The organism is Variovorax sp. F042, from assembly GCF_057814215.1.
Genome location: NZ_JBVASX010000007.1, coordinates 153,575 through 176,184 on the forward strand (window position 1 = coordinate 153,575; position 22,610 = coordinate 176,184).

At 65.0% G+C, this 22,610-nt stretch carries 22 protein-coding genes and 1 tRNA gene; 15 read left to right on the top strand and 8 right to left on the bottom strand.

Going from position 1 to position 22,610, the window contains the following annotated elements; all coding sequences use genetic code 11:
* The first annotated feature begins 12 nt into the window (after positions 1–12).
* From grxD to paeA, 3 genes are read left to right on the top strand one after another with little or no spacing between them, the layout of a single operon-like run.
* Positions 13–339, top strand: coding sequence for a Grx4 family monothiol glutaredoxin (gene grxD / locus ACZYSP_RS22085; protein WP_093057456.1), 327 nt, complete (start codon positions 13–15; stop codon positions 337–339).
* A gap of 16 nt (positions 340–355) precedes the next feature.
* The gene (locus ACZYSP_RS22090) at positions 356–877 is read left to right on the top strand and encodes a cupin domain-containing protein (protein WP_093077471.1); all 522 of its coding nucleotides are present in this window, start codon (positions 356–358) and stop codon (positions 875–877) included.
* Between the two features lie 55 nt (positions 878–932).
* Positions 933–2,243: a polyamine export protein PaeA gene (paeA, locus tag ACZYSP_RS22095; RefSeq protein WP_093057454.1), complete on the top strand. Its 1,311-nt coding sequence runs from the start codon at positions 933–935 to the stop codon at positions 2,241–2,243.
* 22 nt (positions 2,244–2,265) lie between these two features.
* On the opposite strand, the gene ACZYSP_RS22100 is transcribed toward paeA, so the two are convergent.
* Together ACZYSP_RS22100 and ACZYSP_RS22105 are read right to left on the bottom strand one after the other, a co-directional pair.
* Complete coding sequence (locus ACZYSP_RS22100; RefSeq protein WP_093057453.1) at positions 2,266–2,946, bottom strand: lytic transglycosylase domain-containing protein; 681 nt, start codon at positions 2,944–2,946, stop codon at positions 2,266–2,268.
* The gene (locus tag ACZYSP_RS22105; protein WP_489016547.1) at positions 2,943–4,688 is read right to left on the bottom strand and encodes a proline--tRNA ligase; all 1,746 of its coding nucleotides are present in this window, start codon (positions 4,686–4,688) and stop codon (positions 2,943–2,945) included. The genes ACZYSP_RS22100 and ACZYSP_RS22105 overlap by 4 nt, the downstream gene beginning before the upstream one ends.
* 147 nt (positions 4,689–4,835) lie before the next feature.
* On the opposite strand from ACZYSP_RS22105, the gene ACZYSP_RS22110 reads away from it, so the two are divergent.
* Both ACZYSP_RS22110 and ACZYSP_RS22115 read left to right on the top strand, forming a co-directional pair.
* Entirely contained in the window at positions 4,836–5,504 is a 669-nt protein-coding gene (locus ACZYSP_RS22110) for an RNA pyrophosphohydrolase (protein ID WP_093057451.1), read from the top strand.
* The gene (locus ACZYSP_RS22115; protein WP_177142457.1) at positions 5,452–6,045 is read left to right on the top strand and encodes a CNP1-like family protein; all 594 of its coding nucleotides are present in this window, start codon (positions 5,452–5,454) and stop codon (positions 6,043–6,045) included. The genes ACZYSP_RS22110 and ACZYSP_RS22115 overlap by 53 nt, the downstream gene beginning before the upstream one ends.
* A gap of 44 nt (positions 6,046–6,089) precedes the next feature.
* On the opposite strand, the gene proB is transcribed toward ACZYSP_RS22115, so the two are convergent.
* The 4 genes from proB to rplU form a co-directional block, all read right to left on the bottom strand.
* Positions 6,090–7,229 (bottom strand): glutamate 5-kinase, encoded by a 1,140-nt coding sequence (gene proB / locus ACZYSP_RS22120; protein WP_093057450.1) that lies wholly within the window; start codon positions 7,227–7,229, stop codon positions 6,090–6,092.
* 89 nt (positions 7,230–7,318) lie between these two features.
* Entirely contained in the window at positions 7,319–8,395 is a 1,077-nt protein-coding gene (gene cgtA, locus ACZYSP_RS22125; protein WP_093057449.1) for an Obg family GTPase CgtA, read from the bottom strand.
* A 71-nt stretch (positions 8,396–8,466) separates the two neighbouring features.
* The gene (rpmA, locus tag ACZYSP_RS22130; protein ID WP_093057448.1) at positions 8,467–8,727 is read right to left on the bottom strand and encodes a 50S ribosomal protein L27; all 261 of its coding nucleotides are present in this window, start codon (positions 8,725–8,727) and stop codon (positions 8,467–8,469) included.
* 12 nt (positions 8,728–8,739) lie between these two features.
* Positions 8,740–9,051 carry a 50S ribosomal protein L21 gene (rplU, locus tag ACZYSP_RS22135; protein WP_007833243.1) on the bottom strand — a complete coding sequence of 104 codons (312 nt, stop codon included), beginning with the start codon at positions 9,049–9,051 and terminating at the stop codon, positions 8,740–8,742.
* 191 nt (positions 9,052–9,242) lie between these two features.
* Between rplU and ACZYSP_RS22140 the strand changes: the two genes are divergently transcribed.
* From ACZYSP_RS22140 to ACZYSP_RS22185, 10 genes are all read left to right on the top strand, one after another.
* The gene (locus ACZYSP_RS22140; protein ID WP_093057447.1) at positions 9,243–10,235 is read left to right on the top strand and encodes a polyprenyl synthetase family protein; all 993 of its coding nucleotides are present in this window, start codon (positions 9,243–9,245) and stop codon (positions 10,233–10,235) included.
* Positions 10,236–10,286: 51 nt separating this feature from the next.
* Positions 10,287–10,363: transfer RNA gene (locus ACZYSP_RS22145), tRNA-Pro, on the top strand.
* Positions 10,364–10,476: 113 nt separating this feature from the next.
* The gene (gene pilB / locus ACZYSP_RS22150; RefSeq protein ID WP_489016552.1) at positions 10,477–12,210 is read left to right on the top strand and encodes a type IV-A pilus assembly ATPase PilB; all 1,734 of its coding nucleotides are present in this window, start codon (positions 10,477–10,479) and stop codon (positions 12,208–12,210) included.
* Between the two features lie 26 nt (positions 12,211–12,236).
* Positions 12,237–13,466: a type II secretion system F family protein gene (locus ACZYSP_RS22155; RefSeq protein WP_093179184.1), complete on the top strand. Its 1,230-nt coding sequence runs from the start codon at positions 12,237–12,239 to the stop codon at positions 13,464–13,466.
* Positions 13,466–14,431, top strand: coding sequence for a prepilin peptidase (locus tag ACZYSP_RS22160; protein WP_489016554.1), 966 nt, complete (start codon positions 13,466–13,468; stop codon positions 14,429–14,431). Before ACZYSP_RS22155 ends, ACZYSP_RS22160 begins: the two co-directional genes overlap by 1 nt.
* A gap of 8 nt (positions 14,432–14,439) precedes the next feature.
* Entirely contained in the window at positions 14,440–15,048 is a 609-nt protein-coding gene (gene coaE, locus ACZYSP_RS22165; RefSeq protein ID WP_489016556.1) for a dephospho-CoA kinase, read from the top strand.
* A gap of 69 nt (positions 15,049–15,117) precedes the next feature.
* The gene (locus ACZYSP_RS22170; protein ID WP_489016558.1) at positions 15,118–16,611 is read left to right on the top strand and encodes an MBOAT family O-acyltransferase; all 1,494 of its coding nucleotides are present in this window, start codon (positions 15,118–15,120) and stop codon (positions 16,609–16,611) included.
* Position 16,612: 1 nt separating this feature from the next.
* A complete protein-coding gene (locus ACZYSP_RS22175) occupies positions 16,613–17,647 on the top strand; it encodes an alginate O-acetyltransferase AlgX-related protein (RefSeq protein ID WP_093077481.1) in 1,035 nt (344 codons plus the stop codon).
* Positions 17,648–17,677: 30 nt separating this feature from the next.
* Complete coding sequence (gene zapD, locus ACZYSP_RS22180) at positions 17,678–18,433, top strand: cell division protein ZapD (protein ID WP_093057441.1); 756 nt, start codon at positions 17,678–17,680, stop codon at positions 18,431–18,433.
* Complete coding sequence (locus tag ACZYSP_RS22185) at positions 18,430–18,642, top strand: DNA gyrase inhibitor YacG (RefSeq protein ID WP_007833230.1); 213 nt, start codon at positions 18,430–18,432, stop codon at positions 18,640–18,642. Before zapD ends, ACZYSP_RS22185 begins: the two co-directional genes overlap by 4 nt.
* Positions 18,643–18,666: 24 nt before the next feature.
* Here the strand turns inward: ACZYSP_RS22185 and ACZYSP_RS22190 are convergent, their stop codons facing one another.
* Entirely contained in the window at positions 18,667–20,634 is a 1,968-nt protein-coding gene (locus tag ACZYSP_RS22190) for an acyltransferase family protein (RefSeq protein WP_489016561.1), read from the bottom strand.
* 17 nt (positions 20,635–20,651) lie between these two features.
* A complete protein-coding gene (locus ACZYSP_RS22195) occupies positions 20,652–22,610 on the bottom strand; it encodes an acyltransferase family protein (protein WP_489016563.1) in 1,959 nt (652 codons plus the stop codon).

A 22,610-nucleotide genomic window follows, 5' to 3' on the forward strand; every position in this document is an offset into this window, starting at 1 on the left:
TCAGGAGTCCCCATGTCCGACGCCCAGCAACGCATCGACGACCTCGTCAAGACCAACGACCTCGTGCTCTTCATGAAGGGCAATGCAAGCTTTCCGATGTGCGGCTTCTCTGGCCGCGCGATCCAGATCCTGAAGGCGGTCGGCGTCGACACGAAGACGCTCAAGACCGTCAACGTGCTCGAAGACGACGGCATCCGCCAGGGCATCAAGGAATACAGCAACTGGCCCACGATCCCTCAGCTCTATGTGAAGGGCGAGTTCATCGGCGGTTCGGACATCATGATGGAGATGTACGAATCGGGCGAGCTGCAGCAAGTGGTGAACGGCGCTGCCGCCTGAACCAACGAAGCCGGTCATGAGCCACGATCACGACGCGGATCACGGCCATTCGCATGACGGCGATGACGGCGAAGGCGCCCCGGCCTGGAAGCACGACGGCGTGCGGGTGATCGGAGCCAACCAGCTCGACGTCAACACCGCTCAGACGCCCGGCATGAACCGGGCGGCCGCCATCAACTTCGCCCGCGTGGGCGCACAGAAGCTCTGGGCCGGCACCGTGACCATCCATGCCGATGCCAAGACCGGCGCCCATCACCACGGGCACCTCGAATCGGTGATCTACGTCGTGCGCGGCCGGGCCCGCATGCGTTGGGGCGAGAAGCTGGAGTTCACTGCCGAGGCCGGGCCGGGCGACTTCATCTACGTGCCGCCCTTCGTGCCGCACCAGGAAATCAATGCCAGCGCGACCGAGACGCTCGAATGCGTGCTGTGCCGCAGCGACGGCGAGGCCGTGGCGGTGAACCTCGACATCGAGCCCGTGGAAAAACCCGAATCGGTGCTCTGGGTCGACCCGACTCACCCCCACGGCGGGGTCTGAGCGTTTTTCCGGTGCCGAGTCATGGCACCATGGTGGCCGTCTTCGACGTGCCACCATGACCCTGACCCAAAGCCTGCTCATCATCGCGTTACTGATCGCGCTGAGCGCCTTCTTCTCCCTTGCCGAAATCACCTTGGCCGCCTCGCGCCGCCTGCGTTTGCGCCAGATGGCCGACGAAGGCGACCCTCGGGCGGAGAAGGTGCTGCGCGTGCAGGAGCAGCCCGGCCATTACTTCACCGTGGTGCAGATCGGGCTCAACGCGGTGGCGATCCTCGGCGGCGTCGTGGGCGAAGGCTCGCTCAGCCCTTACTTCGCAGTCTTCTTCGAGAAGTGGCTGAGCGTCGAGGCTTCGGCCAGCGCGGCCTTCCTGTGCTCGTTCATCATCATCATCGCGGTGTTCCTGGTGTTCGCCGACCTGTTCCCCAAGCGGCTGGGCATGAGCAACCCAGAGCAGTTGGCGGTACGCATGGTCGGGCCGATGCAGCTGCTGATCACCACCTTCAAGCCGCTGGTGTGGTTCTTCACGCGCTGCACCGACCTGCTGTTCAAGCTGCTCGGCATGCCGATGGTGCGCGACGACAAGATCACCTCGGCCGACATCCTCGCGATGACCGAGGCCGGCGCCCGGGCCGGCGTGCTCGCTGTGCGCGAGCAGCAGGTGATTGCCAACGTGTTCGAGCTGGAAACACGCCTTGTGAGCAGCGTGATGACCGCACGCGACAGCATCGCCTGGTTCCTGCACGACGACCCCGAGTCGGTGCTGCGCGCGCGCATCGTGGCCGAGCCCTTCTCGGCGTATCCGGTGTGCGACGGCGACATTGACCACGTGCTGGGCTATGTGGACGCCAAGGACATGTTCCAGCGTGTGCTCAGCGGCCAGCCGCTGGCCTTCGACCAGGGCCTGCCGCTGCACAAGGCGCTGGTCATTCCGGACCGGCTGTCGCTGACCGAGGTGCTCGAGCAGTTCCAGCAGGCGCATGAAGACTTCGCGATCATCGTCAACGAATACAGCCTGGTGGTGGGCGTGATCACCCTCAACGACGTGATGAGCACGGTGATGGGCGACCTGGTGTCGATGCCCGACGAAGAGCAGATCGTGCAGCGCGACGAGAACTCGTGGCTCATAGACGGCATCACGCCCATTCAGGACGTGCAGCGCGCGCTGCACATCGACGAGCTGCCGCACGCCGAGGAATACGAAACGCTCGCGGGCTTCCTGATGGTGATGCTGCGTCGCGTGCCCAAGCGCACCGACAACGTGACCTGGGGCGGCTACACCTTCGAGGTGATGGACGTGGACAGCTACCGCATCGACCAGGTGATGGTCACGAAGGGCTCGGGCACCGCCAAGGCGCCGGCGAACTGACTGGACTGGCTGGCTTGCAGACTCAGGCCGCCGACCGGTCCTTGTCCTTTTCCTTCTCGCGTTCCTTGTCGTTGAACACCCAGAGCCGCTGGTTGGCGAACACCGCGTTCGGGTATGGCGACTTGCCGCGGCTGCCGTTGTAGCGACCCAGCGTCATGTACAGGTCGCCGTTCTCGCGGTCGAGGTAGTGGCGCAGGATCACGCAGCCGAAGCGCAGGTTGGTCTGCATGTGGAAGAGCTTGGCCGAATCGCTGTCGCCGATCACGCGCGTCCAGAACGGCATGACCTGCATGTAGCCGCGCGCGCCGGCGCTCGACACCGCGAACTTGCGGAAATTGCTCTCGACCTGCACCAGCCCGAGCACCAGGCTCACCTCGAGCCCCGAGCGCTTGGCTTCGTACCAGGCGGTCTGCAGGAATTCGATGCGCGAGGGCGCGTCGGCGATCTTCTTCTTGAGGCGTTCGCTCATCTCGCCGAGCCAGCGCAGGTAGGCCAGGCGGGCCTCGGTGTTCGCGAACTGGGGCACCGGCGGCGCCTTGTTGTGGATGGCGGAACTCAGTGCGGTGCGCACCGAGTCGATCAGCGGCTCCTCGATCTGCGCACCGGCCAGGGCGGTCTGCGGCAGCGACAGCATTGCGAGGGCGCCCGCCGTCACGGCGCCGCCCAGGCACTGGCGTCGCGAGAGGCCGCCCTCGAGGCTCATTTGGCGAGCTTGCCGGTGATGAAGTCGGCGATGCCGGCCGCAGGCACCTTGGTGGCCGCGGTGTCGCGCCGGCCCTGGTATTCGAGCTGGCCTTCCTTGAGACCGCGATCCGAGATGACCACGCGGTGCGGCACGCCGATCAGCTCCCAGTCGGCGAACATCGCGCCGGGGCGCTCGCCGCGATCGTCGAGCAGCACATCGACGCCCTTGGCAAGCAGCTCTTCGTAGAGCGCTTCGGCCGCCACCTTGACCTCGGGGCTGCGGTCCATGCCGATGGGGCAGACCACCACCGTGAACGGAGCCAGCGCGTCGGGCCAGATGATGCCGCGCTCGTCGTGGTTCTGTTCGATGGCGGCGGCCGGCAGGCGGGTGATGCCGATGCCGTAGCAGCCCATTTCGAGGAACTGCGGCTTGCCGCCTTCGTCGAGGTAGGTTGCGTTCATGTCCTTGCTGTACTTGGTGCCCAGCACGAACACGTGGCCGACTTCGATGCCGCGCTCGATGGCCAGCACGCCCTTGCCGTCGGGCGAGGCGTCGCCCGCGACCACGTTGCGGATGTCGGCGATCAGGTCGGGCTCGGGCAGGTCGCGGCCCCAGTTGACGCCGGTCATGTGGAAGTCGACTTCGTTGGCGCCGGTGATCCAGTCGGCCATGACGGCAGCTTCGCGATCGGCCACCAGCTTGACGGGCTTCTTGAGGTTCAGCGGACCGAGGTAGCCGGGCTTGCAGCCGAAGTGGTCCTCGATCTCGGCGAGGGTCGCAAAGCGGAAGCCCTGGTTCAGGCCGGGCAGCTTGCTGACCTTGATCTCGTTCATGTCATGGTCGCCGCGCAGCAGCAGCAGCCAGACCTGCGAGCCCTTCGGATTGCCGGCCTCATCGACGATATCGGTGGCCAGCACCAGCGACTTGATGGTGGTCGACAGCGGCACGCCGAGCAGCTCGGCCACGTCGGCGCAGGTGCTCTTGCCGGGGGTCGGAGTCTTCTGGAGCGCCTTGGCGGCCGCGGGGCGCGGGCCGGCCGGGGCCAGCGCCTCGGCCTTTTCCATGTTGGCGGCGTATTCGCTGTCGGGGCAGTAGACGATGGCGTCCTCGCCGGTCGCGGCGATCACCTGGAACTCTTCGCTCAGGTCGCCGCCGATGGCGCCGCTGTCGGCCGCCACGGCGCGATAGCGCAAGCCGAAGCGGTCGAAGATGTTGCGGTATGCCTGCGCCATGGTCTGGTAGCTGGCCTTGGCCGCGTCGAGGTCGCGGTCGAAGCTGTAGGCGTCCTTCATGATGAATTCGCGCCCGCGCATCAGGCCGAAGCGCGGACGGCGCTCGTCGCGGAACTTGGTCTGGATCTGGTAGAAATTCTTCGGCAGCTGCTTGTAGCTGCGGATCTCCTGGCGCGCGATGTCGGTCACGACCTCTTCGCTGGTCGGCTGGATCACGTAGTCGCGGTCATGCCGGTCCTTGATGCGCAGCAGCTCAGGGCCCATCTTCTCGAAGCGGCCGGTCTCCTGCCAGAACTCGGCCGGCTGCACCACCGGCATCGTCATCTCGACGGCGCCAGCGCGGTTCATCTCCTCGCGCACGATGGCCTCGACCTTGCGGATCACGCGCAGCCCCATGGGCATGTAGGTGTAGATGCCCGTGCCGAGCTTCTTGATCATGCCGGCCCGCATCATGAGCCGGTGGCTCGCGACCTCTGCGTCAGCGGGCGCTTCCTTGAGAGTGGAGACAAAAAATCGGGAAGCTTTCATCGGGATCGGTGTGATGGATTCGCTGGATTCGAAAATGGGAAGTGGGGGACTGCTCCCCCGGAGAGACCCTGAGAGCCTGGCATCGGCAGCTTGCCGAGGGCAACCCGGCATGCATAATCGACTCAGTTCAAAAATTGGGGTTTGATTATGCTCGACCGGGACGGCTTCAGGCCCAACGTCGGCATCATCCTGCTCAACCAGAGAAACCAGGTTTTCTGGGGCAAACGCATACGCACGCATTCCTGGCAGTTTCCGCAAGGCGGCATCGACCGCGGCGAAAGTCCCGAGCAAGCCATGTTCCGGGAACTGCACGAGGAAGTGGGGCTCCACCCGGAGCACGTGCGCATCGTGGCCCGTACCCGCGACTGGTTGCGCTACGAGGTGCCGGATCGGTTCATCCGCCGTGACGCACGGGGCCACTACAAGGGCCAGAAACAAATCTGGTATTTGCTGCAACTCGTCGGCCACGACTGGGATCTCAACCTTCGTGCCACCGACCATCCCGAATTCGATGCTTGGCGCTGGCACGACTACTGGGTGCCGCTCGACGTGGTCGTCGAGTTCAAGCGCGGCGTCTACGAGATGGCGCTCACCGAGCTTGCTCGCTACCTGCCAAGGCAGGATTTCCGCAACCGCTTCCTGCGCAGCAACGTGCGCGCCCGAGAATTCGAGCGCCATTCGCCAGACGCCGGGGCGCCTCCCGGACTGGACCTGCCGCCCGGCGGCAGTTTCGATCCGCATCCCGACATTCCTTCTGCGAGCGATGAACCTCCTGTCCACAACAACAAAGCGCCGTTCCTTCCGACGCAACGCTGAGCGCGCCCTTCTTCTGATCTGCTTCGGCGTCCTCGCGGGCTGCGCCTCGGGCCAGCACGACACCGACAACCCCGACTGGGCGCAGGCCGGCAGCCCGCCGCCGCCGAAGCGGTCCGAAACGGACAAGGAATGGGAAGAAACGGTAACGCCGCCGCCGCCGGCCTTCAGCGAAAGCCGTCTGCTGCCGATCGAGATGCCGCCTTACATGAGCCTGAAGTTCGGCGTCGACCCGAACACGATCGCAATCACTGGCGACGGGATCGTGCGTTACGTGGTGGTGGCACACAACCGCAACGGCGGTGCCGTCAACGCCTTCTACGAGGGCGTGCGCTGCTCTACGGCGGAAATGAAGAGCTATGCGCGCTACAACAACGGCGCCTGGCAGGACGTCGCAAAGCCGGAGTGGAAACGCCTGAACGACCTGAACTCCAGCTACACCCGGGCGCTGTCGACCCAGGCCCTGTGTCGCGGCAATGCGCCGCGCGCCTCGATCGGGGAAATGGTGCAGAACATGCGCAACCCGGTGCGGGAAGTGCAGTAATCCAAACAACAACGGGGCCTTGCGCCCCGTTGTTGTCTGGATCATCAGCTGGGCATCAGCACCATGTTGTCGCGGTGGACCATCTCGGGTTCCGCAACATAGCCCAGCAGGCGCTCGAATTCGCTCGAGGGCTTGCGGCACAGCAGGCGCGCCTCCACGCTCGAATAGTTGGCAAGGCCCCGGGCCAGCTCGACGCCATCGACGTCGCGCACCGCGATCACGTCGCCGCGCGAGAACTCGCCTGAAACGCTGGTCATGCCGATCGGCAGCAGGCTCTTGCCCTCGGCTCGCACCTTCGCGGCCGCGCCTGCATCGACGACGACGGCGCCGCGCAATTGCAGGTGGTCGGCCATCCAGCGCTTGCGGGCCTGGTGCTTGGCAGTCTGCGCCACCAGCAGCGTGCCGATGGACTCGCCCCGCGCCAGGCGCAGCAGGGCATCGGCCTCGCGACCCCAGGCGATGACGGTAGAAGCGCCCGAGCCCGCGGCGCGCTTGGCCGCGAGGATCTTGGTGATCATGCCGCCCTTGCCGATGCTCGACCCCGCCCCACCCGCCATCGCTTCGAGCGCCGGATCGCCCGCGGCGGCTTCGTGCACGAACTTGGCTTCCGGGTCCTTGCGCGGGTCGGCCGTGTACAGGCCCTTCTGGTCCGTGAGGATGACCAGCGCGTCGGCCTCGACGAGGTTGGCCACGAGCGCGCCGAGCGTGTCGTTGTCGCCGAACTTGATCTCGTCGTTGACGACCGTGTCGTTCTCGTTGATGACCGGCACCACACCCAGCTTGAGCAGCGTGACCAGTGTCGAGCGGGCATTGAGGTAGCGCTCGCGATCGGCCAGGTCGGCGTGGGTCAGCAGCACCTGCGCGCTGCCGATTTCGTTTTCGCGCAGCTTGGTTTCGTACATCTGGGCCAGGCCCATCTGTCCGACGGCCGCAGCGGCCTGAAGCTCGTTGATTTCGTGCGGTCGGGTGCGCCAGCCGAGGCGCTTCATGCCTTCGGCGATGGCCCCGCTCGACACCATCACGACCTCGCGCCCTTCGCGCACCAGCGCAGCCAGTTGCCGGCACCACTCGCCGATGGCGGCCTCATCGAGACCGCGCCCCTCGTTGGTCACGAGGCTGGAACCCACCTTGACGACGATACGGCGGGCATCCCGCAAGGCAGTGGATCCGGAGTTCGAGGTCATTTTCGGGTTGTAACGGTCTTGAATGCTGCGTGGGTTGCTGTCTGTCTATCCATCTGTTGGCAGGGCCGCGGGGGATGCGGCAACGCCGCTCAGGCGCCCTCGGAAGGCAACGGCGTGAAGCGCGGATCGACGACGACCGGCGCGTGCTCGGCCACCTGCTGTGCCTTGACCTGCTGATAAACAGCCTGCACCAGGTGTTCGCAGCCTTCGCGGGTGAGTGCCGAGATTTCGAACACGGGGCCCTTGAAACGCAGGCGCTTCACGACGTCCTTGACGCGCGCCGCGCGTTCTTCGGTCGGCACCATGTCGAGCTTGTTGAGCACGAGCCAGCGCGGCTTTTCGTAGAGCGCGGCGTCGTACTTCTTGAGCTCACCGACGATGGCCTTGGCCTGAGCGACGGGGTCGATGTTGTCGTCGAACGGTGCCATGTCGATCACGTGCAGCAGCAGGCGCGTGCGTTGCAGGTGACGCAGGAAGAGATGGCCGAGGCCCGCACCTTCGGATGCGCCTTCGATCAGACCGGGAAGGTCGGCCACCACGAAGCTCTGCTCCGGGCCGACGCGCACCACGCCGAGGTTCGGGTGCAACGTAGTGAAGGGGTAGTCGGCGATGCGCGGGCGGGCATTCGAAATGGCGCTGATCAGCGTCGACTTGCCGGCATTCGGCATGCCGAGCAGGCCGACGTCGGCCAGCACCTTCAGCTCCAGCTTGACGCTGCGCTTTTCCCCGGGCCAGCCGGGCGTCTTCTGACGCGGCGCGCGGTTGATGGCGCTCTTGAAGCGCATGTTGCCGAAGCCGCCGTCGCCCCCCTTGGCAATGGTGATGACTTCGCCCTCTTTCAACAGCTCGAACAGCACCTCGCCGGTTTCGGCGTCGGAGATGATCGTGCCGACCGGCATCTTGAGCGTGATGTCGTCGCCTGCGGCGCCGAACATGTCGGAGCCCATGCCGTGCTCACCGCGCTTTGCCTCGTGGCGGCGGGAGTAGCGGAAATCGACCAGCGTATTGAGGTTCGAGTCGGCAACCGCGAACACGTGGCCGCCACGGCCGCCGTCGCCGCCGTTGGGGCCGCCGAATTCCTTGTACTTCTCATGACGGAACGACACGCAGCCGTTGCCGCCATCGCCGGCGGCGATGTCGATGAAGGCTTCGTCGACGAACTTCATGGGATGTCCAGTTTACAAATGAAGAAGCCCCGGCAATGCGGGGCCTCGGGCAGGTCGAAGTGACTCGAGGCTTACGCCGCGGGGGTCACGTTGACCGTGTGCTTGTTGAGTGCACCCTTGGTACCGAACGACACGTGGCCGTCGACCAGGGCAAACAGCGTGTGGTCCTTGCCCACGCCGACATTCACGCCGGGGTGGAACTGGGTGCCGCGCTGGCGCACGATGATCGAGCCTGCGCTGATCAGCTCGCCGCCGAAAGCCTTCACGCCGAGCATCTTGGGCTTGGAATCGCGCCCGTTTCGCGTTGAGCCGCCGCCTTTTTTCTGTGCCATGGAATCTGCTCCTTAGCCGGCGATCGCGCCGATTTGCAGTTCGGTGAACTGCTGGCGATGGCCTTGACGTTTCTGATAGTGCTTGCGACGGCGCATCTTGAAGATGTGGACCTTGTCGTGCTTGCCGTGCGACAGTACCGTGACTGTCACCGTTGCGCCGGACACCAGGGGCGTGCCAACCTTGATTTCAGCGCCGTTTCCGACGGCCAGAACCTGGTCGATCACGATTTCCTGGCCTACGTCCGCAGCAATCTGTTCTACTTTAATTTTCTCGCCGGAAGCAACGCGATACTGCTTGCCACCGGTTTTTATGACCGCGTACATGTAAACCTCTTAGAAATGAGTCTCCGCAGCGAATTCCGCAGAGCCCAAGATTATAGCGCGGTTTGTGGTTGCTAACCACTTTCGGCCTAGCGCAATCCCGGCAAACCGCCGCGGCTCCCTATAATTTGCGCCTTCCGGCCCTTCCTCTGCCTGGGTCGCCATCATCCTCAGCAGCGCTCCGCGCCTCCGCTTTGCCAGTTCCCGCCGCCGACACCTCCCCCACCGCCACCGTGCTGGACCTGATTGCCGGCGACATGGTCGAAGTCGACCGTGTGATAGCCCGCCGCCTCGACACGGGCGTGCCGCTGGTCAGCCAGGTTTCCAGGTACATCATTTCCGCTGGCGGCAAACGCCTGCGGCCGGCACTCCTGCTGCTGATGTCGGGCGCGCTGGGTTACACCGGCGAGCAGCGCTTCAATCTGGCGGCCGTTGTGGAATTCATCCATACGGCCACCCTGCTGCACGACGACGTGGTCGACGAATCGACCCTGCGGCGCGGTCGGGCGACCGCCAACGAATCGTTCGGCAACCCGGCCAGCGTGCTGGTCGGCGACTTTCTCTACTCGCGCGCATTCCAGATGATGTTGGATGCCAACAACATGCGCGTCATGCAGATCCTGGCCGAAGCCACCAACGTGATCGCCGAAGGCGAGGTACTCCAGCTGATGAACATGCACGACGCATCGCTGGACGAGGCGGCATATCTGCGCGTGATCCGCTCGAAGACCGCGAAGCTCTTCGAGGCCAGCACCCGCCTCGCGGCGGTGCTGGCAGGCGCCACACCCGAAGTGGAAGAAGCCTGCGCAACCTACGGACAGGCACTCGGCACCGCCTTCCAGGTGATTGACGACGTGCTGGACTACGCGGGCGACGCCAATGAGACAGGAAAGAATGTCGGCGACGACCTGCGCGAAGGCAAGACCACGCTCCCGCTCATCTTCGCAATGCAGCGAGGCACCTCGGCTCAGAGCGACCTGGTGCGCGCCGCCATCGAGGCGGGCGACACCGCCCAGTTGGGCAAGGTCGTCGAGATCGTTCGCGAAACTGGAGCCCTGGATGCCTCCCGCGCGGCCGCCGCCGCCGAAGCACAACGCGCAATTCATGCGCTGAACGGCTTCCCTTCCAATTCGCACGCTTCAGGTTTGCTACAATTGGCGGCTCAGTTGCTTGAGCGACGTGCCTGAACACCTCTCCTGAGTTGGCATCTAGGACGATTTCTTTTTTCTTGCAACCATCGGGGTGTAGCTTAGCCTGGTAGAGCGCTACGTTCGGGACGTAGAGGCCGGAGGTTCGAATCCTCTCACCCCGACCAGCCTTTGGCTGGCATAAATAAATGGCCATGCCTGTTGCTGTGTAGCGATTTACAGCACTGGGCTGTTCAGCGATGATCGTGAAGCACTTTTTCACATCTTTTTCATTCGCTGAATGGCCGCTGCCGAACTTCCAGTTAAAGAACCCTCGCAGATTGCCCTCCCCGGGCTCGCGCGCGCCCTGGTGTCGGCCGGCAAGCTTCCTGCCAGGGCCGCCGAAGACATCTACCAGAAGTCCCTGAGCGGCCGCACCAGCTTCATCGCGGAGCTGACCGGCTCCGGCGCCGTCTCGGCCGCCGATCTCGCCCACACCCTTTCCACCGCCTTCGGCGCGCCGCTGCTCGATCTCGATGCCATCGATCCCCAGCGCCTGCCAAAGGATCTGCTCGACGCTAAGCTGTGCCACGCGTACCGCATCGTTGTCCTGAGCAAACGCAACAACCGTCTGATTGTTGCAACAGCCGACCCCTCGGACCAGCAGGCGGCGGAGAAGATCAAGTTCGCATCCCAGATGGGTGTCGACTGGGTCATCGCGGAATACGACAAGCTGTCGCGAATGATCGAAGCCGCCGCAGTGACGGCAGCGGAGAGCATCAACAACATCGTCGGCAGCGAGTTCGAGTTCGACGATGTCTCAGCCGACACTTCGGGCGACAGCAACGAGCAGGCGGTCGCGGAAGTCGAAGACGCACCGGTCGTGCGCTTCCTTCACAAGATGCTGCTCGACGCCGTCGGCATGCGGGCCTCGGACATTCACTTCGAGCCCTACGAGCACCACTACCGCGTGCGCTTTCGGGTCGACGGCGAACTGCGCGAGATCGCCAGCCCGCCCACAGTCATCAAGGACAAGCTGGCATCGCGCATCAAGGTCATTTCCCGGCTCGACATCTCCGAGAAACGCGTGCCGCAGGACGGCCGCATGAAGCTCAAGATCGGGCCCGACCGCGTGATCGACTTTCGCGTGAGCACACTGCCCACGCTGTTTGGCGAGAAGATCGTCGTTCGTATTCTCGACCCGAGCAGCGCGCGTCTGGGCATCGATGCCCTGGGCTACGACGCGGATGAAAAGGCGCGGCTCCTGCACGCCATCGGCCGCCCGTACGGGATGGTGCTCGTCACCGGCCCCACGGGCTCGGGCAAGACGGTGTCGCTCTACACCTGCCTGAACCTGCTGAACCAGCCGGGCGTCAATATCGCCACGGCGGAAGACCCGTCGGAAATCAACCTGCCCGGCGTCAACCAGGTCAACGTCAACGAACGGGCCGGCCTGACCTTCGCGACCGCGTTGCGCGCCTTCCTGCGCCAGGATCCCGACATCATCATGGTCGGCGAAATCCGCGACCTCGAAACCGCCGACATCTCGATCAAGGCCGCGCAAACGGGCCACCTGGTGCTCTCCACGCTGCACACCAATGACGCGCCGACCACGCTCACGCGGATGCGCAACATGGGCATCGCGCCGTTCAACATCGCGTCCAGCGTGATCCTGATCACGGCGCAGCGCCTTGCACGGCGGCTGTGCACCGTCTGCCGCGTGCCGGCCGACGTCCCGCGCGAAGCGCTACTCGACGCGGGGTTCAGGGAAGAAGACCTGGACGGCACCTGGAAGCCCTACCGCCCCGTCGGCTGCTCCGCTTGCAGCGGCGGCTACAAGGGCCGCGTGGGCATCTACCAGGTGATGCCGATCACCGAGGCCATCCAGGAAATCATCCTGCGGGACGGCAGCGCGCTCGACATCGCACAGCAGTCCGAGGCAGAGGGCGTACGCTCGCTGCGTCAGTCGGGTCTGCGCAAAGTGATGCAAGGTCTCACTTCTCTGGAAGAAGTCGTGGCCTGCACCAACGAATAACGAACACACTGAAAACCGGAGATCGAATGGCAACAGTGGCATCCACCCGCTCACGTGATGGGCTCAAGGAGTTTGTCTTCGAATGGGAAGGCAAAGATCGCAACGGCAAGATGGTGCGCGGCGAACTTCGTGCCGCCGGCGAAAACCAGGTGCAGGCTGCCCTGCGTCGCCAGGGCGTGCTCGCGTCCAAGATCAAGAAGCGCCGCATGCGCTCCGGCAAGGCGATCAAGCCCAAGGACATTGCCATCTTCACGCGCCAGCTGGCGACCATGATGAAGGCCGGCGTGCCCTTGATGCAGTCCTTCGACATCGTCGGGCGCGGCAATGCGAACGCGAGCGTGGCCAAGCTGCTCAACGACATCCGCAGCGATGTGGAAACCGGTACCTCGCTGTCGGCCGCCTTCCGCAAGTTCCCGAAGTACTTCGACAACCTCTACTGCAACCTGGTGGAGGCCGGCGAAGCAGCCGGTATTCTCGAAGAACTGCTGGACCGGTTGGCCACCTACATGGAAAAGACCGAGGCGATCAAGTCCAAGATCAAGTCGGCCCTGATGTACCCCACTTCCGTGGTCGTCGTGGCGTTCGTGGTGGTGGCCATCATCATGATCTTCGTGATTCCGGCATTCAAGCAGGTGTTTACTTCGTTCGGGGCCGATCTGCCTGCACCAACGCTGTTCGTGATGGCGATGAGCGAGTTCTTCGTCTCGTACTGGTGGCTGATCTTCGGCGGCATCGGCGGCGGGCTTTATTTCTTCATGCAGGCCTGGAAGCGCAATGAGCGCTTTCAAAGAGTCATGGACCGGGCACTGCTGAAGGTGCCGATTTTCGGCACGCTGATCGAAAAATCCTGCGTGGCTCGCTGGACCCGTACGCTGGCAACCATGTTCGCCGCTGGCGTGCCGCTGGTCGAAGCCCTCGACTCGGTGGGCGGGGCCTCTGGCAATACCGTCTACGGCGACGCCACGACGAAGATCCAGCAGGAGGTCTCCACAGGCACCAGCCTCACCACGGCCATGACCAACGCCAACCTGTTCCCGTCCATGGTGATCCAGATGACCGCCATCGGCGAGGAATCCGGCTCCATCGACCACATGCTGGGCAAGGCCGCCGACTTCTACGAATCCGAAGTGGACGACATGGTTGCGGGCCTCTCCAGCCTGATGGAACCCATCATCATCGTGTTTCTGGGCACCATCATCGGCGGCATCGTGGTGTCGATGTACCTGCCCATCTTCAAGCTCGGCCAGGTCGTTTGATGCTCGTTTCGCGGGAGTTCGACACCGTTTTCGCCGGTGTGCTGGGGCTATTGATCGGCAGCTTCATGAATGTCGTCATCTACCGCACGCCGGTGATGATGTACCGCGACTGGCTCGCCGACGCGGTCGCCAATCTCATGCCGTCGAAGGACGCGCCCTCGCTGTGGTCGCTGGCCTTCGGTCCGAAGGTCGCGCCCCCTGCGGAGCTGGAAGCGGCAGCCGACAAGGCGGCCGCCGTCATCGAGGCACAACCTCCTTTCGACCTGACCCGCCCCGCATCGCGCTGCGGAACGTGCGGGCACAAGATCCGCTGGTACGAGAACATCCCCGTGCTGAGCTACGCCGCTCTGCGCGGGCGCTGTTCGTCGTGCAAGACCTCGATCAACCTGCGCTACCCCTTGGTCGAGCTGGTCACGGGCGCCCTATTCGCGCTATGTGCCTGGCGCTTCGGCATCACGCCGGGCGGGGCGCTGTGGGCCGCGTTCGGCGCCCTGCTGATCTGCCAGTTCCTGATCGATTTCGACACCCAGTTCCTGCCTGACTCGCTCAACTACCCCCTGCTCTGGCTCGGCCTGATCGGCGCGGCCATGGGCTGGACCGGCGTGCCGCTGAGCTCGGCGGTCTGGGGCGCGGTGTTCGGCTACCTGAGCCTCTGGCTTGTGTACCATGGCTTTCGCCTGGTCACGGGCAAGGAAGGCATGGGCTATGGAGACTTCAAACTGCTCGCCGCGCTGGGCGCCTGGCTCGGCGCCGACTACCTCATCGCGATCATCCTCGTCTCCTCGCTGGTGGGCGCGGTGATCGGCGTGACGCTGCGCATCGCCGGCAAGCTGGCGCACAAGGACATTCCCATCGCCTTCGGCCCCTTCCTGGCCGGAGCGGGCCTCGTCTGCCTGGTGGCGGGCCCGGAAGTCGTGAGGCAATGGATTCCGTTCGCCTTCCCCCTTGGCGCACTGATCCATTGACACACCGCATGGTGCGGCGCATCGGTCTGACGGGCGGCATCGGCAGCGGCAAGAGCACCGTCGCCGGGCTGCTGGTGGCCCAGGGGGCGGTACTGGTGGACACCGACGCCATCGCGCGCGCCATCGCACTCCCAGGCGGCATCGCCATGCCGGCCCTCGAGGCAGCCTTCGGCCCCAGGGTCATCGCCCCGGACGGCGGCCTGGACAGGGCCGCCATGCGACAGATCGTGTTCGCGGATGCGGGAGCCAAGGTGCGCCTCGAATCCATCCTCCACCCCTTGATCGGCGCCGAAACCCAGCGCCAGGCCGCAGCAGCGGGCGAGGATGCGGTCGTCGTGTTCGATGTTCCCCTGCTCGTCGAATCCGGCCGCTGGCGCGCCATCGTCGACCGGGTGCTGGTGGTCGACGCCACCGAGGAAACGCAGCTCAAGCGCGTCGTCGCACGCTCTGGTTGGGCGCCGGAAGCGGTCAAGGCGGTGATCGCCCAGCAGGCCACGCGCCGGGCGCGCCGGGCCGCCGCCGACGCGGTCGTTTTCAACGAGTCTTTGACGCTGGAGGAACTCGCTCAGCAGGTACGGGGTCTCTGGGAACGGTGGGTTCGGCCGGGCACGCGATAATTTGGGGTTGACGCCGCGACGGCTACACGACGATCACGTCAAACGGCGCACGCCTCAGCGCCCCTCACGATGCTTTTCAATTCGTACCCTTTCATCTTTGTTTTCTTCCCGCTGGTCCTGATCGGCTTCTTCCTGATCGGTGCGCGCAGCCCCCGGTCGGCGGCGGGTTTCCTGGCACTGGCCTCGCTCTTCTTCTACGGGTGGTGGAGCGTCAAGGCACTGCCCTTGCTGCTGGGGTCGATCTGCATCAACTACTGGTTCGGATTGCGGCTCACGCCCTCGCCCGGCCGGGAAGACAAGCACCGCAAGGCCCTGCTGATCATCGCGCTGGTGGTCAACCTCGGGGTGCTGGCCGTCTTCAAGTACGCCAATTTCTTCCTGGAAAACATCGATGCCGGCCTGGCCGCCGCGGGCTTCGCGCAGATCGATCTGGTGCACATCGTGCTGCCGATCGGCATCTCGTTCTACACCTTCACGCAGATCGCCTTCCTTGTCGACTGCTGGCAGGGCAAGGTGCGGGAGCGCAGCTTCGTGCACTACGCGCTGTTCGTCACCTACTTCCCGCACCTGATCGCGGGCCCGGTGCTGCATCACGCGCAGATGATGCCGCAGTTCAACAACCCGGCCACGTACCGATTCAACGCCAACAACATGGCGCTCGGACTGGGCATCTTCGTATTCGGCCTGGCCAAGAAGATGCTGATCGCCGACCCGCTGGGGCAGTACGCCGACATGATGTTCAAGGGCGTGCACGAAGGCGTGCTGCCCTCGCTTTACACGGCCTGGTTCGGGGTGCTGGCTTACACGCTGCAGATCTACTTCGACTTCTCCGGCTACTCGGACATGGCGGTCGGCCTGTCTCTGTGCGTGGGCGTGCAGCTGCCGCTCAATTTCAGGTCGCCTTACAAGTCGACCAACATGATCGAGTTCTGGCGCCGCTGGCACATTTCGCTGTCGACTTTCCTGCGCGACTACCTCTACGTGCCGCTCGGAGGCAACCGCAAGGGGCCGGCCCGGCGCTACATCAACCTTTTCCTGACGATGCTGCTGGGCGGCCTGTGGCACGGCGCCGCCTGGACTTTCGTCATCTGGGGCGCACTGCACGGCGCCTACCTGATGGTCAACCACTTCTGGAACGCCAAGGTGCGCCGCGGCAGCACCAGGACCACGTGGTACGGCCGCGTGATCGGCTGGTTCATCACCTTCCTGTGCGTGATGATTGCCTGGGTGGTGTTCCGGGCCGACAGCATGACGGCCGCCGTCGAGATCTACAAGGGCATGCTGGGCATGCACGGCGCTCCCGTGTCGGCCTTCAGCGAGTTCCGCGTGCCGTTCCGCAAGCCCGAGTTCTTCCAGACCATCCTCGTCGGCCTGGTGATCTGCCTGGCGCTGCCGCCCACCATCACGCTCGATCGCTGGATCCCGAACGTCGCGGGGCTGGCCGGCCGCCCCCGCCTCCAGCGCCTGGCCACCTGGGTCACGGGCCTGGGCTGCATCTATCTTTTTGGCCTGTGCGTGTCGAAGTTCGGCAACTACAGCCCGTTCCTCTATTTCCAGTTCTGACATGGAAGACACGAAATCGGCCAGGACCTGGCTACGCATCTTTGTAGCGGGCTATCTGGTGTGCTGCGCGCTGCTGGTCGCCAGCCTCTTCACCCCCATTCCCTACGGCGACCTGACCCGCATCGGACGCATCTCGGAACGCGAGTTCGGCTGGCACGTGCCGCCACCACCTATCCCCGATGCGGACATCAAGACGTGGCCGATCCAGGAGTCCGACATCCTGGTGATCGGCGACAGCTTCTCGGTGCGCTACGCGTGGCAATCAGCGCTCGTGGGCGCCGGCTACAAGGTCACCACGACGCACTGGGACAACCTCGGCGGCACCCTGTGCGACGACTTCTCTGGTTGGCTCGATAAATCCGGCTTCAAGGGCAAGGTGGTCATCGTCGAGAGCATCGAGCGCCTGCTGCAGGACCGTATCGAGAAGTCCGAGAGCTGCAAGACGATGAAGCACGCCTTCAAGCCCACGCCGCCGCCCTTCGAGAACCCGGCCAAGCCCGCCCCCGGCTTCCAGCTCAACTGGGATGCCCAGTTGCTCAGCGGCTGGTTCACATACCAAAACACGAAGGCCATCATGGCCTCCGACAGCTGGACCAACACGCCCGATCGCTGGGGCCCGCTGATCGACGCTCGCGCAGTGCCCGACGGCTGCAAGCAGTTCAGCCACCGCGCCTGCGACAAGCTGCTCATGACCGCCGAAGACCGCGTCAACGCGGCGCTGACGGCCGAGTCCGCGCAGTTCATGAAGCGCTTCGAAAGCACCGCTGCGCCTTACAAGGTGGTGTGGATGGTGGTCCCCAACAAGAGCACCGTGTATTTGCAACAAAACCATGCCGATGCGTTCCGGGCCGAATTCAACCCGCAAAATATCGGACCGGACCTGTTCGCGCTGGCAGAAGAGAACCGCTTCAAGATGATGGATCTTTTCCCCGCCAACGAGACCCACGTCTCGACCCGGGGTTACATTCTTTTCGGGCAGCGTATGCTGGAGGCTGTGCGCCAGGTGATGCCCACCCCGGTTGCCAAATCACAATGAGCTCGAACCCGACGTGAAAAAACGATACGCGTGATCCTCTACGAGTACCCCTTCAACGAGCGCATCCGCACGTACCTGCGGTTGGAGCACCTGTTTCGCCGCCTCGGTGAACTGGTGCCCGCCGAATCGCCTCTGTCCCACCACTACGCCCTGGTCACGATCTTCGAGATCATGGACGTCGCCGCACGCGCCGACCTCAAGGCCGACGTGCTGCGCGACCTGGACAAGCACAAGAACGTCTTCAACAGCTACCGGGGCAATCCGGCCATTGCCGAGGCCGTGCTCGACCAGGTCGTTGGCCAGCTCGAAGGCAACTTCGCCACCCTCAACAGCGTGGCCGGCAAGGCCGGGCAGGCGCTGACGGAGAACGAGTGGCTCATGAGCATCCGCAGCCGCGCCGGCATTCCGGGCGGCACCTGCGAGTTCGACCTGCCCGCCTACTACGCCTGGCAGCACCGCCCCGCCGCCAGCCGCCGCGCTGACCTCGAACGCTGGTCGAACACCCTCTCGCCGCTGGCCTCGTCGATCTACCTGCTGCTCAAGCTGCTGCGCGATGCCGACGTGCCCTACAAGGTGATCGCCACCAACGGCCAGTTCCAGCAGAACCTGCCGCAGGGCCGCAGCTTCCAGCTGCTGCGCCTGCGCATCGACCCCAAGCTTGGCTTGATTCCTGAAATTAGCGGCAACCGCCTCATGGTCTCGGTGCGCCTGATGCGCCATGACGCGGACGACCGCCTCCACCAAAGCTCGGACGACGCGCCTTTCGAGCTGACCCTCTGCGCATGACGACACGGTTGAACAGCAAGGGCGAACGGATCGTCCGCTGCCCCACGTGCGGCGGCGACAGCATCTACGCACCGAGCAACGCCTACAGGCCCTTCTGCAGCGCGCGCTGCAAGGGTGTCGACCTGGGTGCCTGGGCCAGCGAAGAATTCCGCATGCCGGCCGAAGCGCCGCCTGACGACGAGCCTTTCGGCGACCCCAAGATCCAGTAAGCAGCCGGGCAGCCGCGGGGCTGGCTACTTGCCGCCCGCGTCTTCGTCGAGCAAGGCAGGGTCGATGTAGGTCGCGAAGCTGCGCGCATACCGGGGCCGCAAGTGCCCGATGTCCTTGTAGGCCGGCGAACCGTCGTCCGGCATGCTGCGAATGCACTGGCCATCGGCACACAGGCTGGCAAACGGCTCGATGACCTTCGCGCCATTGGCCTCGGCCACCTGCTTCAGCCGCGCATTGAACTGCGCCTGGTCTTGCGGCATCGGCGCCTTGAGCTGCCCGGTGGCCGCCGTCATGCCGCCCAGCCGGCTACCCTGGATCTGCTTGAGCGGATCGAAATCCATGCCGACCGGATTGCCGAGCACCAGGTAGACCGTCTTGTGCGCCGACAGGCGCTTCAGCGTCTCGCCCAGCGACTTCAGCGACAAGTCGACGCCGTCCCCGCCGAGGAATGGGTGCACAGCCTTCTTGTCGTCGACAAAGTAGTTCACCGTGGGACCGGCCCCCGTGAAGTAGCAGCTCCAGCATGCCCCGAGCACCACCGAATCGATCTCCGGCTTCAGCGCCAGGTCGAGCACCGCTGCACGCCGCTCTTCGCACGCCGTATCGGCGCCGCTGAACAGGCCCGGCACAGGCGGACATGAGCCCTTGGTCGCGAAGTACACCGTGCGGGCCTTGCCGGGCTGCGTGCGCACCAGCTCGAGTGCGCGAGGCGCGTATTGCTCGACGTGGCTGTCGCCGATCAGCAGCACGTTGTGCTTGCCGCTGCCGGTGCGGTAGACAAACTGCCCGCCCAGCGCAGCCTCTTCGAAGCCGTTGTAGTAGTTGTCTTCGCGCGTCGCATCCGCCACCGCCTGCAGGGCCTGGCTGTCGTTGCGCGGCGGCGGCGTGCCCAGGAAAACCAGCACGCCGGCCAGCGCCAGCGCAGCGCCGCTGCCCGCCAGCCCGCGCAGCATCGTCTGCGAGAGATGAAGCTTGACGAAGCGCTCCAGGAAACGATACGTGGCCCAGGCCAGCACGACCGACGCCACCACCAGTGCGATGCGCACCTGCAGCGGCGGCTCCCCGCCCACCACGATGCGCGCATACGAAAGCAGCGGCCAGTGCCAGAGGTACAGCGGATAACTGATCAAGCCGATCCACACCATGACGCGGTTCGACAGCAGATACCGGTTGAGCACGCCGTTCGGCCCGGCCGCGATGCAGCTCACCGCCCCCAGCACCGGCAGCAGCGCCCACCAGCCCGGAAACGCCTTCGTGCTGCGCGTCATGAAGAGGCCGAGCACGAGCAGGCCCACGCCGACGACGGACTGCACATGCTTCGTCCACGCACGCGGCTGGGTCGAACCGCTGGCAGCCTGCAGCCGCATCGCCGCCAGCAACCCGCCGGCCATCAGTTCCCAGGCGCGAGACAGCGGCGAATAGAACGCCGCCGCGCGGTGCGGCTGCACCGTCAGCACATTGACCAGGAACGAGATCGCGGCCACAGCCAGCGTCACACGCAAGATGGGCCAGCGCTTGCGCCAGGCCAGCCCGAGCATCAGCGGCCAGAAGATGTAGAACTGCTCCTCGATCCCCAGCGACCACAGGTGCAGCAGCGGCTTGGTCTCGGCCGTGGCGTCGAAGTACCCGGCTTCGCCCAGGAAGACGAGGTTGGCAAAGAAGGCGGCCCCGCCCGTGGTCTGCTTGCCGAGCTGCGAGAACTCGCCCGGCAGCAGCACGTACCAGCCGAAGGCCAGCGTAGCGAGCAGCACGAGCACCAGCGCCGGAAAGATGCGCCGGATGCGCCGCGCATAAAAGTCGCGGTAGCTGAAATCGCCCGCCGCCAGGCTCTGCAGAAGAATGGTCGTGATCAGGAAGCCCGAGATCACGAAGAAGATGTCGACCCCGATGAAGCCGCCCGGCAGCAGGCTCGGAAAGGCGTGATACGCCAGCACCGAGCCCACCGCAATGGCGCGCAGGCCGTCGATGTCAGGGCGGTACTTGGGATGCATCGTTCGCTCAGCCTCGCTCAGCGCGACAGCTGTTGCACGGCGCGCACCGTGCGGTCGAAGTAGCTCGCCTCTTCCCGGGTGTAGCGCGGGCGCAGGTGGTCGGCGTCCTTGTAGGCGGGCGAACCGTCGGGCATCGTGCGGATGCACTGGTCGTCCTTGCACAGCACCGCCATCGCATCGATGGCCTCGGCTCCGCTTGCCTGCGCGATCGCGCGCAACCGGTCATTGAGCTGCTTCTGGTCGGCCGGCAGCGGCGTCGTCGGCGTCGAGACCGAAGCCTCCATGTGCGTCAGGCGGCTACCCTCAATCAGGCGCTTCGGCGTGAACTCGGGACCACCGGGGTTGTCGAGCAGCAAGTAGACCTTCTTGTGGCGTGCCAGCTCGCGCAGCGTGACCTCCAGCGAAGCCAGCGAGCGTTCGATGCCGTCGCCGCCCTGGAACGGATGGACCACGTTGTCCGCGCCGCGGTAGTAGTACTCCAGGGCGCCGTGGCCGACGAAGTAGCAGTTCCAGCAGCCGCCGATGACGACTGAATCGACCGCGGGGCTCAGTGCATAGGCCAGCAATGCAGTGCGCCGCTCGGCGCATCCGATGTTCTTGTCCGCGAAGACCCCCGGCACCGCCGGACACGCGCCCTGGGTCACGAACCAGGCCGACTTGTCTTCCATCGACAGCGTGCGGGCCAGTTCCATCACGCGCGGCGCGTACTGCTGCACGTGGCTGTCGCCCAGGAACAGCACCCGCTTGGGCCCACCGCCAACCTTGTAGACCAGCTGGTCGCCGATCATGTCGAGCTTGAAGCCCTGGTAGTAGTCGGCATCCAGTCCGGCGTTGGCGACGATCTGCAGTTGGGCGCTGTTGTTGCGCGGCTCGGGCACGCCGAAGAAGATCGCCGTGCCTGCGGCGGCCAGCAGCACCATCCCCGCGCCCAGTGCCTTGAGCGTGCCCGCGCCGGGGCGATTTCTCGCATAGCGCTCGACAAAGCGGTACGTGGCCCACGCGAGCAGCACGCTGGCCACCATCGCGCCGGCGCGGTAGACCGGCGACGGATGCAGCGGGTCGGCCTCCACGATGCGCACGAACGCAAGCAGCGGCCAGTGCCACAGGTACAGCGGATAGCTGATGAGCCCGAGCCACACCATCACCCGGTTCGATAGCAGGTACTTGTTCAGCACGCCGTTCGGCCCTGCGGCGATGCAGCTCACCGCGCCCAGCGTGGGCAGCAGCGCCCACCAGCCAGGGAACGCCTTGTTGCTGCGGATCATCACCAGCCCGAGCACGATCAACCCGACGCCCAGCACCGACTGCAAGTGGCTGCGCCACGCGCTCGGCGCCGGCGGCTTCAGCCGCATGCAGGCCAGGATGCCGCCCACCATCAACTCCCAGAAACGGGAGGCCGGCGAGTAGAACGACGCCGCCGGCAACGGATGCACCGTCGTCACGTTCACCAGGAACGAGACCACCGCGACCACCAGCACCACGCGCACGATCGGCCAGCGCTTGCGCCATGCGAGCCCCAGCAGCAGCGGCCAGAAAATGTAGAACTGCTCCTCGATGCCCAGCGACCACAAGTGCAGCAGTGGCTTGGTTTCGGCTGCGGTGTCGAAGTACCCCGACTCGCCCCAGAACACCAGGTTGGCGACGAACGCCGCACCACCCACGGTCTGCTTGCCGAGCTCGGCGAACTCATCGGACAGCAGCAGATACCAGCCGGCGCACAGCGTCGCCAGCAGCACCACGATCAGCGCCGGAAAGATCCGCCGGATGCGCCGCGCATAGAAGTCGCGGTAGCTGAAGTCACCCGCCGCGAGGCTCTGGAGAATGATGGTCGTGATCAGGAAGCCCGAGATCACGAAGAAGATGTCGACCCCGACGAAGCCGCCCATCAGTGCCGTCGGGAAGGCGTGATACACCAGCACGGACCCGACCGCGATCGCGCGCAGCCCATCGATGTCCGGACGGTACTTGGGATGCAT

Coding starts and splice junctions, on each gene's coding strand:
- grxD (WP_093057456.1), top strand. CDS start 13: ATGTCCGACGCCCAGCAACGCATCGACGACCTCGTCAAGACCAACGAC.
- ACZYSP_RS22090 (WP_093077471.1), top strand. CDS start 356: ATGAGCCACGATCACGACGCGGATCACGGCCATTCGCATGACGGCGAT.
- paeA (WP_093057454.1), top strand. CDS start 933: ATGACCCTGACCCAAAGCCTGCTCATCATCGCGTTACTGATCGCGCTG.
- ACZYSP_RS22100 (WP_093057453.1), bottom strand. CDS start 2,946: ATGAGCCTCGAGGGCGGCCTCTCGCGACGCCAGTGCCTGGGCGGCGCC.
- ACZYSP_RS22105 (WP_489016547.1), bottom strand. CDS start 4,688: ATGAAAGCTTCCCGATTTTTTGTCTCCACTCTCAAGGAAGCGCCCGCT.
- ACZYSP_RS22110 (WP_093057451.1), top strand. CDS start 4,836: ATGCTCGACCGGGACGGCTTCAGGCCCAACGTCGGCATCATCCTGCTC.
- ACZYSP_RS22115 (WP_177142457.1), top strand. CDS start 5,452: ATGAACCTCCTGTCCACAACAACAAAGCGCCGTTCCTTCCGACGCAAC.
- proB (WP_093057450.1), bottom strand. CDS start 7,229: ATGACCTCGAACTCCGGATCCACTGCCTTGCGGGATGCCCGCCGTATC.
- cgtA (WP_093057449.1), bottom strand. CDS start 8,395: ATGAAGTTCGTCGACGAAGCCTTCATCGACATCGCCGCCGGCGATGGC.
- rpmA (WP_093057448.1), bottom strand. CDS start 8,727: ATGGCACAGAAAAAAGGCGGCGGCTCAACGCGAAACGGGCGCGATTCC.
- rplU (WP_007833243.1), bottom strand. CDS start 9,051: ATGTACGCGGTCATAAAAACCGGTGGCAAGCAGTATCGCGTTGCTTCC.
- pilB (WP_489016552.1), top strand. CDS start 10,477: ATGGCCGCTGCCGAACTTCCAGTTAAAGAACCCTCGCAGATTGCCCTC.
- ACZYSP_RS22155 (WP_093179184.1), top strand. CDS start 12,237: ATGGCAACAGTGGCATCCACCCGCTCACGTGATGGGCTCAAGGAGTTT.
- ACZYSP_RS22160 (WP_489016554.1), top strand. CDS start 13,466: ATGCTCGTTTCGCGGGAGTTCGACACCGTTTTCGCCGGTGTGCTGGGG.
- coaE (WP_489016556.1), top strand. CDS start 14,440: ATGGTGCGGCGCATCGGTCTGACGGGCGGCATCGGCAGCGGCAAGAGC.
- ACZYSP_RS22170 (WP_489016558.1), top strand. CDS start 15,118: ATGCTTTTCAATTCGTACCCTTTCATCTTTGTTTTCTTCCCGCTGGTC.
- ACZYSP_RS22175 (WP_093077481.1), top strand. CDS start 16,613: ATGGAAGACACGAAATCGGCCAGGACCTGGCTACGCATCTTTGTAGCG.
- ACZYSP_RS22185 (WP_007833230.1), top strand. CDS start 18,430: ATGACGACACGGTTGAACAGCAAGGGCGAACGGATCGTCCGCTGCCCC.
- ACZYSP_RS22190 (WP_489016561.1), bottom strand. CDS start 20,634: ATGCATCCCAAGTACCGCCCTGACATCGACGGCCTGCGCGCCATTGCG.
- ACZYSP_RS22195 (WP_489016563.1), bottom strand. CDS start 22,610: ATGCATCCCAAGTACCGTCCGGACATCGATGGGCTGCGCGCGATCGCG.